Annotated in this window: 8 protein-coding genes; 5 read left to right on the top strand and 3 right to left on the bottom strand. The window is 72.2% G+C overall.

The features are described 5' to 3' along the window. The first annotated feature begins 119 nt into the window (after positions 1-119). The 5 genes from ACY45C_RS11800 to ACY45C_RS11780 all read left to right on the top strand — a co-directional run bounded on the left by ACY45C_RS11800 (position 120) and on the right by ACY45C_RS11780 (position 7683). Positions 120-2126, top strand: coding sequence for an APC family permease (locus ACY45C_RS11800; RefSeq protein ID WP_462187659.1), 2007 nt, complete (start codon positions 120-122; stop codon positions 2124-2126). Continuing rightward, a complete protein-coding gene (locus ACY45C_RS11795; protein ID WP_462187658.1) occupies positions 2123-3577 on the top strand; it encodes a class I SAM-dependent RNA methyltransferase in 1455 nt (484 codons plus the stop codon). Before ACY45C_RS11800 ends, ACY45C_RS11795 begins: the two co-directional genes overlap by 4 nt. A gap of 301 nt (positions 3578-3878) precedes the next feature. Beyond that, positions 3879-5846 (top strand): 1-deoxy-D-xylulose-5-phosphate synthase, encoded by a 1968-nt coding sequence (gene dxs, locus ACY45C_RS11790; protein WP_462187657.1) that lies wholly within the window; start codon positions 3879-3881, stop codon positions 5844-5846. Positions 5847-6018: 172 nt separating this feature from the next. Then, positions 6019-7017: a lysylphosphatidylglycerol synthase domain-containing protein gene (locus ACY45C_RS11785; protein WP_462187656.1), complete on the top strand. Its 999-nt coding sequence runs from the start codon at positions 6019-6021 to the stop codon at positions 7015-7017. A 51-nt stretch (positions 7018-7068) separates the two neighbouring features. Continuing rightward, positions 7069-7683 (top strand): hypothetical protein, encoded by a 615-nt coding sequence (locus ACY45C_RS11780; protein WP_462187655.1) that lies wholly within the window; start codon positions 7069-7071, stop codon positions 7681-7683. Positions 7684-7743: 60 nt separating this feature from the next. Here the strand turns inward: ACY45C_RS11780 and ACY45C_RS11775 are convergent, their stop codons facing one another. The 3 genes from ACY45C_RS11775 to ACY45C_RS11765 all read right to left on the bottom strand — a co-directional run bounded on the left by ACY45C_RS11775 (position 7744) and on the right by ACY45C_RS11765 (position 12682). Continuing rightward, entirely contained in the window at positions 7744-9891 is a 2148-nt protein-coding gene (locus ACY45C_RS11775) for a 3-hydroxyacyl-CoA dehydrogenase NAD-binding domain-containing protein (protein ID WP_462187654.1), read from the bottom strand. A gap of 86 nt (positions 9892-9977) precedes the next feature. Continuing rightward, positions 9978-11186: a thiolase family protein gene (locus ACY45C_RS11770; RefSeq protein WP_462187653.1), complete on the bottom strand. Its 1209-nt coding sequence runs from the start codon at positions 11184-11186 to the stop codon at positions 9978-9980. Between the two features lie 248 nt (positions 11187-11434). Beyond that, complete coding sequence (locus tag ACY45C_RS11765; protein WP_462187664.1) at positions 11435-12682, bottom strand: HRDC domain-containing protein; 1248 nt, start codon at positions 12680-12682, stop codon at positions 11435-11437. Positions 12683-12695: the final 13 nt, after the last annotated feature.

Below are 12695 nucleotides of genomic sequence, written 5' to 3'. Positions count from 1 at the left end.
GGTAGTCCGATCCGGCCTGACCGGCGCAGGTCACGTGGCCGGATCTCCGGATACGGAGCATCTGTGTGCCATGCCACACTGATGCTGAACTGCGTGGCTGGCGTCGGTAACATCGCCGCGTGGCGCTCACGGATCGCCTCAAGCGCGGTTTCGTCGGTCGACCGATCGGGAGCGACCGGCTTGGGGAGACACTGCTCCCCAAACGGATCGCCTTGCCCGTCTTCGCGAGCGATGCCCTTTCCTCGGTGTCGTACGCGACCGAGGAGATCCTGCTTGTCCTGTCACTCGGCGGGCTGGCCTTCTACCACTACTCGCCCTGGCTTGCTGGAGCCGTCGCCATCCTGATGCTGACGGTGGTGGCGTCCTACCGGCAGAACGTGCACGCCTACCCGAGCGGCGGCGGCGACTACGAGGTCGTCTCGGTCAACCTGGGCCCGCGGGCCGGCCTGCTGGTGGCCAGTTCCCTGCTGGTTGACTACGTCCTCACGGTCGCGGTGTCGGTGTCGGCCGGTGTCGCGAACCTGACGTCGGCCGTCACCGGGCTCGCCGCGCACAAGGTGCTCCTCGCGGTCGTCATCGTGATCCTACTGACGATAATGAACCTGCGTGGGGTGCGCGAGTCCGGCACGGCGTTCGCCATCCCGACCTACGGCTTCGTGCTCGGCATCTTCGTAATGATCGTCACCGGGCTGGTCCAGGCGGCCGTCGGTCATCCGCCGCGGGCCGAGAGCGCCGGATACCAGGTGGTCGCCGAACACGACTACGCGGGATTCGCCCTGGTGTTCCTGGTGCTGCGGGCGTTCGCCTCGGGATGCACGGCGCTCACCGGGGTCGAGGCGATCAGCAACGGGGTGCCCGCGTTCCGGAAGCCCAAGAGCCGCAACGCCGCGACCACCCTGCTGATGCTGGGGTTCATCGCAGTCACGATGTTCGGCGGCGTCACCGCGCTGGCTCTGATCTCCGACGTGCATGTCGCCGAGCACACCGGGGACCTGATCGGCGCCAGTGGTGAGCAGCCGACCGTGATCGCCCAGGTCGCCGCCGCCGTCTTCGGGGACGGATCGCCCGGCTTCGGCTACATCGCCGTCGTCACCGCTCTCATCCTGATGCTGGCGGCGAACACCGCCTTCAACGGCTTCCCGGTGCTGGGTTCGATCCTTGCCCGCGACGGCTACCTGCCGCGTCAGCTATACACCCGCGGCGACCGACTGGCCTACTCCAACGGGATCGTGCTGCTCGCCGGCTTCGCGATCCTGCTGATCGTCGTGTTCGACGCGCAGGTCACCGCCCTGATCCAGCTCTACATCCTCGGGGTCTTCATCTCGTTCACCCTCAGCCAGACCGGGATGGTGCGGCACTGGGCGCGCATCCTGCGCTCGGACGACCCGGCTGCGTCCGATCCGGCCGCCCGTCGGCGGATCCGCCGGTCTCAGGCGATCAACTTCTTCGGCGCCTGTCTCACCGGCACCGTGCTGATCCTCGTGCTGGTCACGAAGTTCACCCACGGTGCCTGGATCGTCTGTCTGGCTATCCCGATCATCTTTCTCGGGATGCGGGGGATCAGGGCTCACTACGACCGGGTCGCGGTCGAACTCACCCCGGAACCCGGGCCGCCGACCCTGCCCTCCCGGATCCACGCCGTCGTCCTCGTCAGTAAGATCCATGCCCCGACGCTGCGGGCCCTGGCCTACGCCAAGGCGTCGCGGCCACACAGCCTCGTCGCGGTCACGGTCGCCGTCGACCAGGCGGAGGCCGATCGGCTCCGCAAGGCGTGGGCGGAGCGGGGGATCACCGTCGATCTCGTGGTGCTGGCCTCCCCCTACCGGGAGGTGACCCGCCCGGTGCTGGACTACGTTGCCCGGATCAGGCGGGAGAGCCCACGGGACGTCGTCGCCGTCTACGTCCCCGAGTACGTCGTCGGTCACTGGTGGGAGCATCTCCTGCACAATCAGAGCGCGCTGCGGCTCAAGGCCCGGCTTCTCTTCCAGCCCGGCGTCATGGTCACCAGCGTGCCCTGGCAGCTCGCCTCGTCCAGGCTGGCCGAGCAGCGGCTCGAGCGGACCGGGGCGGGCGCGGTGCGACAGGGCCGGGCCACGCTTCCCGGCCCGTCGGAGCGGAAGCGGTGAGTCGACAGCGCCGGCCCGCGCGATCGCGCGTCTCCGGGGACACCGCACGGCAGGCCCGCGCCCCGGGGATCGCGGTCGGCTCGCTGCTCGACCTCGACGTTGGGCCGGTGGCCCACGGCGGCTTCTGCGTCGCCCGCTCGGGCGGTCGGGTGGTGTTCGTCCGCCATGCCCTGCCCGGCGAACGGGTCCGTGCCCGAGTTACCGACGCCTCCCACGAGCGGTACTGGCGGGCGGACGTGGTCGCCGTCCTGACGCCCTCGCCGGACCGAGTGGTCGCGCCCTGCCCGCACGCCGGCCCAGGGTTGTGCGGGGGGTGCGACTGGCAGCATGCCGGCCTCGCGGCGCAGCGGCGCGGCAAGGCCGAGGTCGTGGCCGACGCCCTTCGGCGGTTCGGTGGCCTCGACGCCCGGGTCAGCCTCGCGCACGCCGGGTCCGGCCTCGGGACGGCGGCCGAGGCCAGACCCGGCGCCGAGCCGGCGCTGGAGGTGCTGGTCGAGGCGGTGCCCGTCAGCGGCCCGGAGCGGCTGACCGGATCCGACCGGTCCGGTGGCGTCGACGACGGACTGGCGTGGCGGACTCGGATGCGCTTCGCGGTGACGGCCGGCGGTGAGGTCGGGCTGCGGGCGAGCCGCTCGCACGAGGTGGTGGCGACGCCGGACTGCCGCATTGCCCACCCCCTCGTCCTCGCGGCGCTCGCCGGCCGGCGGTTCCCCGGGGCCGACGCCGTCGAGGTCGCGGCCAGCCCGGCGACCGGGCAGGTGGCCGTGGCGGTGCATCCCGCCGGCGCCGGGACGGTCGTCGACGACGGGCGCGCCGGGACCGGGGAGGCCGGAGTCCCCGGGGAGGTCGTCGAGGTGGTGGGGGAGCGGAGGTTCCGGCTCGGGCCGGAGGTGTTCTGGCAGGTCCATCCGGCGGCTCCCGGCGTGCTGGTGGACGCGGTCCGCGGGGCCCTGCGTCCCCGAGCCGGGGAGACCGCGCTCGACCTGTATGCCGGGACGGGCCTGTTCGCGGCGTTCCTCGCGGAGGATGTCGGCGCCGCTGGCCGCGTCATCGCACTGGAGTCCGACGCCGTGTCGGTCGCGGCCGCGGCGAACAACCTCGCCGATCTGCCATGGGTCTCGCTGCGGGCGTTGCGGGTGACACCGGCTACCATCCGCGGGGTGCTCGGTACGGGCGGGCCGGCCGGCCGGGTCGATCTCGCGGTGCTCGACCCGCCGCGCACCGGGGCGGGCCCGGCGGTGGTGGCCGCGCTGCTCGCCCATCGCCTCCGCGCGGTCGCCTACGTCGCCTGCGATCCCGTCGCATTGGGTCGGGACCTCGCCGCCGCGGCAGCCGTGGGCTACGACCTCGTCGCGTTGCGCGCCTTCGACCTGTTCCCGATGACCGCCCACGTCGAGTGTGTGGCGCTGCTCGAGCCGCGAGGCGCGGACCGGAGTCCGAACCTGGTGTGATTGCGCCGGTACCAGAAGTGTCGCCGGAACGGCGTGGACTCCACTTCCGGCCGCTTCTGGCACGACCTGGTCGTCCCGGCGTGTCGCCCGCGCGCCACGCCGACAGAGTGTGTGCATCCGCGTACTCGGATCCGGACCAATAGTGGACAACCGGGGAGGTGGATTCTACCGCGATCAGGCCTATTGCCTGACGGTCTACGAGGAACTCACATGTCGGGTGCCCGTCTGCAAGGGACCAGGCGGGCTGCGTAGACTTTGCCGGACCCGGACCGATCCCCTTTCGGGAGAGGGAGTTCACGCCGTGTCGCTTCTGTCCACGATCAGTAGTCCGCAGGACGTCAAGCGCCTTGACCACGAGGAGCTCGGCACCCTGGCGGCCGAGATCCGTGATTTCCTCATTCACGCAGTCGCGCGTACGGGAGGTCACCTCGGGCCGAATCTGGGGGCTGTCGAGCTGACGTTGGCAATACATCGTGTGTTTGATTCGCCATTCGACCGCATCCTTTGGGACACCGGCCATCAGTCCTATGTGCACAAGATTCTGACCGGCCGGGCGGACGATTTCTCTGGGCTGCGCCAGCGGGGTGGCCTTTCCGGCTACCCTAGCCGGGCCGAGTCCGAGCACGACATCATCGAGAACTCGCACGCCTCGACCGCCCTGTCCTACGCCGACGGGCTGTCGCGTGCCTACGCGCTGCGTGGTGAGGACCGGGCCGTCGTCGCCGTCGTCGGTGACGGTGCCCTGACCGGCGGGATGTGCTGGGAGGCGCTGAACAACATCGCCGCCGACGACCGGCCCGTCGTCATCGTCGTCAACGACAACGGCCGGTCCTACGCACCGACGATCGGCGGCCTCGCCGACCACCTCGCCGCGCTGCGGCTGGCGCCCGAGTACGAGCAGGTCCTCGACGTCGTCAAGCAGGTCCTCGGCCGCACCCCGCTGGTCGGCCCCCCGCTGTTCGACGCGCTGCACGGCATCAAGAAGGGCATCAAGGACGTCGTCCAGCCGCAGGGCATGTTCGAGGACCTCGGCCTGAAGTACGTCGGCCCGGTCGACGGCCACGACGTCGTCGCGGTCGAGTCGGCCCTGCGCCGGGCTCGGGACTTCGGCGGGCCCGTCATCGTCCACTGCGTGACCCGCAAGGGCTTCGGCTACCCGCCGGCGGAGCAGGACGACGCCGACAACTTCCACGGCGTCGGCATCATCGACCCGGCGACCGGTAAGCCGGTGTCGACGTCGAAGACCATCAGCTGGACGAGCATCTTCTCGGGCGAGATCGTGCAGATCGGTTCCGAGCGGCCCGACGTCGTCACGCTGACCGCCGCGATGCTCCAGCCGGTCGGTCTCGGCGCCTTCGCCAAGGCCTACCCGGACCGGGTGTTCGACGTCGGTATCGCCGAGCAGCACGCCGTCACCTCGGCCGCCGGGCTCGCGATGGGTGGGCTCAAGCCCGTCGTGTGTCTCTACGCCACGTTCCTCAACCGCGCGTTCGACCAGGTCCTGATGGACGTCGCCCTGCACCGCCAGCCCGTGACGTTCGTGCTCGACCGGGCCGGTATCACCGGGGAGGACGGGGCGTCGCACAACGGCATGTGGGACCTGTCGTTCCTGCAGGTTGTCCCGGGGCTCGCGATCGCCGCCCCGCGGGACGCGCCGACCCTGCGGGCGGAACTGCGCGAGGCCGTGGGTAACACCGACGGCCCGACCGTCGTGCGCTTCCCCAAGGGCAAGGTCGCCGCGGACGTGCCGGCGATTGACACGGTCGGCGGGGTGGACGTGCTCTACCGTTCGCCGAAGGTGGCCCAGCGCCGCGAGGTGCTGCTGGTCTCCATCGGCGCGATGGCCGCGACCTGCCTGGAGATCGCGGAGCGGGTCGCGAGCCAGGGCATCGGCATCACCGTCGTCGACCCGCGGTGGGTCAAGCCACTGGACCCGGCACTGATCGATCTTGCACGCGCCCACGACCTCGTCGTCACCGTCGAGGACAACGGCCGGGTCGGCGGGGTCGGGGCTGCGCTGGCCCAGTTGCTGCGCGACGCCGACGTCGACGTGCCCCTGCGGGACTTCGGCATCGCCCAGCGATTCCTCGACCACGGCAAGCGGGACGAGGTCATGGCCGAGGTCGGGCTTGCCCCGCAGGACCTCGCCCGCAAGGTCGTCGAGGCCGTCGCGAAGCGCCAGCCGGCGATCGAGGACGACCCGGCCTCGCCCGGCGAAGCGGCCCCGGCGGGCGAGCGGGCCGGCGAGGCCATCGGCGACCATCGCTGATCCCCGGCGCCCTGACCCCGGCGTCCTGACTCGGGCGCTCTGACCCCGAACGCACCCGGGTATCGCCCGGTCATCGGGGTTCGGCGGGTGAGGACCCGCCATCGTGTCGGGATCCGCCATCGTGTCGGGGCCCGGCACGATGGCGGCCCGACCGCCGTTCTAGGCTGACCAGGTGGGTGAGCACACCGTGTCGGCGCGCCGGGGCGCCGCCTCCCGCCGCCGGGCTGGGCGCGGCCCACGCTGGTGGGCCATGCGTGGTGCGCTCTTGGTGGCCCTCGGGCTGCTGGTTCTCGCCCTGGTCAGCCAGTGGAACGAGATCGAGGAGTCCGTCCGCTCGCTCACCGTGGGCGGCGTGGTGGCCTCGGGTGTGGTCACCGTGCTTGCCGTCGGTACCACCGTGCTGTCCTGGCGGGCGTTGCTGGGAGGGCTGGGTGCCGCGCTTCCCCTGCGGGCCGCCGTGCGGATCTTCTTCGTCGGGCAGATCGGCAAGTACATCCCGGGCAGCGTGTGGCCGGTGCTCGCGCAGATGGAGCTCTCCCGCGACCACGGCGTCTCCCGGTCGAAGGCGGCTTCGGCGAGCCTGGTCGTATTGGCGCTCGCGGTGCCGAGCGGGGGGCTCGCCGCGGCGGTCACCCTGCCGTTCGTCTCCGCGCAGGCGCTCGCCGACTACTGGTGGGCGCTGGCGGTCGTGCCCGTCTTCGTCGTCGTGCTCTGCCCGCCGGTGCTGTCCCGCCTGCTGGCGCTGGCGTTCCGGCTGCTGCGCCGCCCACCGTTGACCGAACCGCTGCCCCCGCGGGCCGTCGCCGCCGGAGCCGGCTGGTTGCTGCTCAGCTTCTGCTGCTACGGGGTGGCGACCTGGCTGCTCGTCCGGGATCTGCATCCGGCGGTCGGCGGCGGCCGGCTGTTGCTGCTCTCCCTCGGGGCCTATGCCCTGGCCTGGACCGCCGGATTCCTGGTACTGGTGCTGCCCGCCGGGGCGGGGGTGCGGGAGGCGGTACTGGTACTGGCGCTGGCCCCGGCGGTCGCCAGTGGGCCGGCGACCCTGGTCGCGCTGGTGGCGCGGCTTCTCGCCACGATCGCCGACCTGGTCTGGGCGCTCGTCGGTGTCGCCCTGCGGCAGCGGGGTGCTCGGCTGTCGTGTACTGATGATGTGGTGCAGGAGCGAATGTGAGGAAGTGGGAGGAGGGTGGGGGGTGCACCATGACCCGCAACGGCCACCCTGGTGGCCCCCGCCGCCACCCGTCCCGCCGACCTCGTGGGGGGCCCCGGGTGGCCGGGCGGGCCGCCGGCGCCCCGCCGTAGCCGGGCCGCCCGGTGGCTGATTCCGCTCGTCCTCGTGCTCGCCCTCCTGGCCGGCGCGGGCGGGACAGGCCTGTTCCTGTTCTTCCGCTCCGCCAACGGCCCTGCCGACGCCGTCCGCGCCTACCTGACGGAGGTCAGCGACTCGCGCTACGAGGCCGCTTACGCCCGCCTCTGCCCATCGGTCCAGGAACGCCGCCCGGCGTCCGAGTTCGCCATCATCATGCGGGCTCTGGACGATGTCCAGGGCGGTATCGCCTCGTTCGCCGTGCGGGGAGTGCAGATCCACCGGTCCGTGGGTTCCCCGACGGTCCGGGAGGTTCAGGTCGACGTCCGGCGCGGCAGCGCCTCGGCGAGTCACGAGACGTACCAGGTGGGCAAGGAATCCGGAAGCTACTGCCTGCTGGCGCCCGGCGCCCCGTTCTCCTTGGACCCGTCGCTGCCCCCGGATCTTCAGCCGCCGGGCCCGTTCGGTGATTTCCCCGGCGATGGCCGGCGTGGCGGTAGCGACGACGAGCCACCGGTCCGCACGGCCTGACCCTCTTCGCCAGCCTGAGGTGAGACACCCATGTGCTGAGTGCCGGTATTTCGGATTGGGTCAGCGCAGGGTGGCGACGCCTGGCGGGGTGAATCGCTGCCCGGTGACGGTCTCGCTGATGCCGGTACGGTCCAGGTAGGGCGTGATGCCGCCGAGGTGGAACGGCCAGCCGGCGCCGAGGATCATGCACAGGTCGATGTCGGCGGCCTCCGCGACGATCTTCTCGGTCAGCATCAGGTGGATCTCCTCGGCGAGCGCCCGCAACGCCGCCTCGCGTACCTCGTCCCCGGTCAGCGGGGTGGCGGCCGGGGACGGCGTGGAGATGAGCGCGGCGGCGTCCGGGTCGACGGTCTGGACGCCGTCCGGGCCCGTGGTGTAGACGCCGCTCCGGCCCGCCTCGACCAGCCGGGCGAGAGCCGCCGGCCGCCGGAACCGGTCCGGGAATGCCGCGTGCAGCATCTCCGCGACATGCAGGGCGACCGGCGGCCCGACGAGGGCGAGCAGGGTCATCGGGGACATCGGCAGCCCCAGCGGATCGAGGGCGTGGTCGGCCTCCTCGAGCGGCGTACCGCCCTCCGTCGCGCCGAGCACCTCCCCGAGGAACCGGGTCAGCAGCCGGTTGACGACGAACGCCGGGGCATCGGCGACCAGGACCGCGTTCTTCTTCAGGTTCTTCGCCACGGCCAGCGTCGTCGCGATGGTGGCGTCGTCGCTGCGGGCAGCGCGGACCACCTCGACCAGGGGGAGGACCGACACCGGATTGAAGAAGTGCAGCCCGGCGACCCGTTCGGGATGATCGAGCCCAGCGGCCATCTCGGTGACCGACAGCGCCGAGGTGTTCGTCAGGAGCACGGCCGTGGGCGCTACGACGGCTTCGAGCTCCGCGAGCACGGTCCGCTTGACGGCCAGGTCCTCGAAGACAGCCTCGATGACGAGGTCCACGTCCGCGAAGGCGTCCTTGGTCAGGGATCCGGTGACGTTCGCCTTGTAGCGGTTCGCCTGGTCGGGGGTGATGCGGTGGCGCAGCAGGAGGTTGTCGATCTCCTGGTGGACTCCCGCGACCCCGGCGTCGAGCCGGGCCTGGTCGATGTCGGTGAGCACCACCGGCACCTCGAGCCGGTGCGCGAACACGAGGGCGAGCTGGCTTGCCATGAGGCCGGCGCCAACCACCCCGACTTTCGTCACGGGCCGGGCCAGCGCCGGGTCCGGCCCGCCCACCGGCCGCTTCGCCCGCTTCTGCACGAGGTCGAAGGAGTACAGGCTGGCGGCGAGCTCGTCGCTGACGGACAGATCGGCGAGGGCCTCGGTCTCGGCCGCGTACCCGGTGGCGCGGTCGGCGGTCTCGGCGAGCGCGAGGAGGTCCAACGCCCGGTAGGCGGCCGGCGCGGCCCCGTGCAGCTTCGCGTCGGCGAGCGCCCGGCCCCGTGCGATCGCCTCCGCCCAGGCCGCCCCCCGCTCGACCGGCGCGCGGGCGGCCACCGGGTCGACCTCGCCGCGCAGCACCCGGCCCACCCAGCGCAGCGCCTCCGCCAGGAAGTCCGCCGGCTCCAGCAGCACGTCCCCGAGACCCAGCTCGAACGCCTGCCGGCCGCGCAGCATGCGGTTCTGGCTGAGCGCGTTGCCGATGATGACGGACACCGCCCGTTCGGCGCCGATGAGGTTGGGCAGCAGTTGGGCGCCGCCCCAGCCCGGGACGAGGCCGAGGAAGACCTCTGGGAAGGCGAGTGCGGGAATGCCGGCGGACAGCGCCCGGTAGTCGCAGTGCAGGGCCAGCTCCAGCCCGCCGCCCAGCGCCGCCCCGTTGACGAGGGCGAAGGTCGGGACCTTCCGGTCACCCAGGCGACCCTCACCCACCCGGGCGAAGGCCTCGTGCCCGAGGCGGCCGAGCGCCGCGAGCGATGGGCGGATCTGCTCCGGGTCGGTGAGCGACGAGCGGAAGGACAGGTCCGCACCCACGCTGAAGATGAACGGCTTGCCGGTGACGGCGATCGCGGCGACCGGCGGGTCGTGCGCCTCGATCTCGTCGACGGCGGCGAGCAGGGACCGCAGGCCGGCTGGGCCGAAGGTGTTCGGCCGGGTGTGGTCATGACCGTTGTCGAGGGTGATCAGGGCGACGGGCCCGGCCACCCCGGGCAGCCGCGCGTAACGGGCGTGGGCGGCCGTGACGACCTCGTCCGGCAAGGACAGGGTCACCTCGTCGATGGTCATGGATCTCCCCTCGGTTCCGCCGCGGGCCCGGTCGTGTCGGACGGGTCGTCCCGGGTCGGTCGTCGTGCCTGCTCGGTCGTGCCTGCTCAGTCGGCCGCGGCGTGGTGCGGGTTCGCCCAGATCGTGGTGGCGCCCATGCCGAGACCCACGCACATCGCCGTCATGCCGTAGCGCACCTCGGGATGCTCGGCGAACTGCCGGGCGAGCTGGGTCATCAGGCGCACCCCGCTGGACGCCAGCGGGTGACCGAACGCGATGGCCCCGCCGTACGGGTTGACCCGGGGATCGTCCTCGGCGATGCCGAAATGGTCGAGGAAGGCCAGGACCTGCACGGCGAAGGCCTCGTTCAGCTCGAACAGGCCGATGTCGTCGATGGTCAGGCCGGTACGGGCCAGCGCCTTCTCCGTCGACGGGATCGGCCCGACGCCCATCACCTCGGGGGGGACTCCGGCGAACGCGAAACCCACCAGGCTCATCTTCGCCGACAGGCCCAGCCCGGCCGCCACCTCGGCGGCGGCGAGCAGGCAGCCGGTGGCGCCGTCGTTGAGCCCGGCGGAGTTGCCCGCGGTCACCCGCCCGTGCGGCCGGAACGGCGTGCGCAGCCCGGCGAGCCCCGCCTGCGTGGTGTCCGGTCGCGGCGGCTCGTCGGCAGTGACGAACTCCCAGCCCGTCTCGACGTGCCGGGCAGCCACCGGGACGAGGTCGGGCTGGATCTGACCGTTCGCGTACGCCTTGGCGACCTTCTCCTGGGAGGCCAGAGCGAAGGCGTCCGCCCGCGACCTGGTGATCTTGGGGTACCGGTCGTGCAGGTTCTCGGCGGTCGAGCCCATCACCAGCGCGGAGGTGTCCACGAGCCGTTCGGCGACGAACCGGGGGTTGATGTCGGCGCTTTCGCCCATCGGGTGGCGGCCCATGTGTTCCACCCCGCCGGCCATGGCCACGTCGTAGGCGCCGACGGCGATCGACGAGGCCGTCGTGGTCACCGCCGTGACGGCGCCTGCGCACATCCGGTCGATTGCGAAGCCCGGCACCGTTTCCGGCAACCCGGACAGGATGGCGGCGACCCGGCCGATGGTCAGGCCCTGATCGCCGATCTGGGTGGTGGCCGCGATCGCCACCTCGTCGATCCGCTCAGGGGGGAGGGAGGGATTGCGCCGCAGCAGCTCCCGGACCACCCGCACGATCAGATCGTCGGCACGGGTCTCGGCGTAGACGCCCTTGGCCTTCCCGAACGGGGTTCGGACCCCGTCGACGAACACGACGTCGCGTACGAAGTTTCTGGATGATCCGAACACGGGACCTCCCGACCCGCGGCCGCCACCGACCGCTGGTTCGTCGCCGTCGAACGTCGGCCGTTGTCCGGAACCCGGTTCCAGGGCTCGGACAGCCAGCCGGCACCGGCGCGGATACCGCCGGCACGGCTAGCCTACGGCAGCGGTTACCAGCCGGTAGACATCTCGGAGCCATGGATGCCAGGTGCCCGGGGATGCCGATGTCGTGATGCGCCGGTCCGTCCCTGGTCCACGACCCGCAGATCCGGCCGTCAGCCCGCCGGCTCGGCTGTCGGTTCGGCCGGTGCTGTCGGTTCGGTTGGTTCGGTCGGCGGCTCGGCGAGGACGGTGAGCAGGGGAGCGGCCGTCAGCTCGATCTGCCAGGGGCGTGCCCCGCCGGCCCGCAGCGCCCCGGCGACGGCCGTGTCCGTCAGGGGATTCGGCGGGGACCAGGCGAGCCGCCGGGACAACGCGGGCTCGAGGAGGTTTTCCACCGGCATCGTGTGGGCGGCGGCGAGGGCGGCCAGCGCGGCCCGTACCCGGGCCAGCCGCGACGCGGCCACCGGGTCGCGCTCGGCCCAGCAGTTGGGCGGCGGCAGACCGTCGCCGCCCGGTCCGGCCGGGGCGGGCAGCTCTTCCTCGGGCAGCGCGGCGGCGCCACGCAGGGCGTCGAGCCAGACGTTCGCGGTGCGGCGGATCCGTGGTCCGGAGAAGATGGGCAGCCGGACCAGCGCGGCCGCGTCGGTGGGGGCGTTCAGCACGGCGTCCATGATCGCGCTGTCCGGGAGGACGCGACCCGGCGCGACGTCACGGGTACGAGCGAGCCGGTCCCGGGCGGTCCACATCGCCCGGACCGCCGCGAGCTGGCGGCGGGACCGGGCGCGGTGGATCCCGCTCGTCCGGCGCCACGGCTCGGCCCGTGGCTCGCGTGGCGGGGCCGCGACGATCGCGGCGAACTCCTGCCGGGCAAATTTGATCTTGTTTTGTTCGATCAGCTCCGCCTCGAGCGCGTCGCGCAACTCCACCAGCAGCTCGACGTCGAGCGCCGCGTAGCGCAGCCACGGCTCGGGAAGCGGGCGGGTTGACCAGTCCGCGGCCGAATGGCCCTTCTCCAGCCCGTAGCCCAGCACCCGTTCGACCATCATCCCCAGCCCGACCCGTTCGTAGCCCAGCAACCGGCCGGCGAGCTCCGTGTCGAACAGCAGACTCGGCCGCAGACCGAGCTCGGACAGGCACGGAAGGTCCTGGCTGGCGGCGTGCAGCACCCATTCGACCCCGTCCACCGCGTCCTGGATGACGCTCAGATCCTCGAGCGCGATCGGATCGAGGAGCAGCGAGCCCGTGCCCCGCCGTCGGATCTGGACGAGGTAGGCCCGCTGGCTGTACCGGTAACCGGACGCTCGTTCGGCGTCGAACGCGACCGGCCCGACGCCGGCCGCGAGGCGTTCCGCCGCCGCGGCGAGTTCCGCGGTGTCGACGATGACGGGGGGTACCCCGTCCGCAGGGGTGAGCAGCGGGATGGGCTCATGGGCA

It is taken from the genome of Frankia sp. CcWB2 (assembly GCF_977927585.1).
This window is presented reverse-complemented; position numbering and strand designations above follow the sequence as displayed.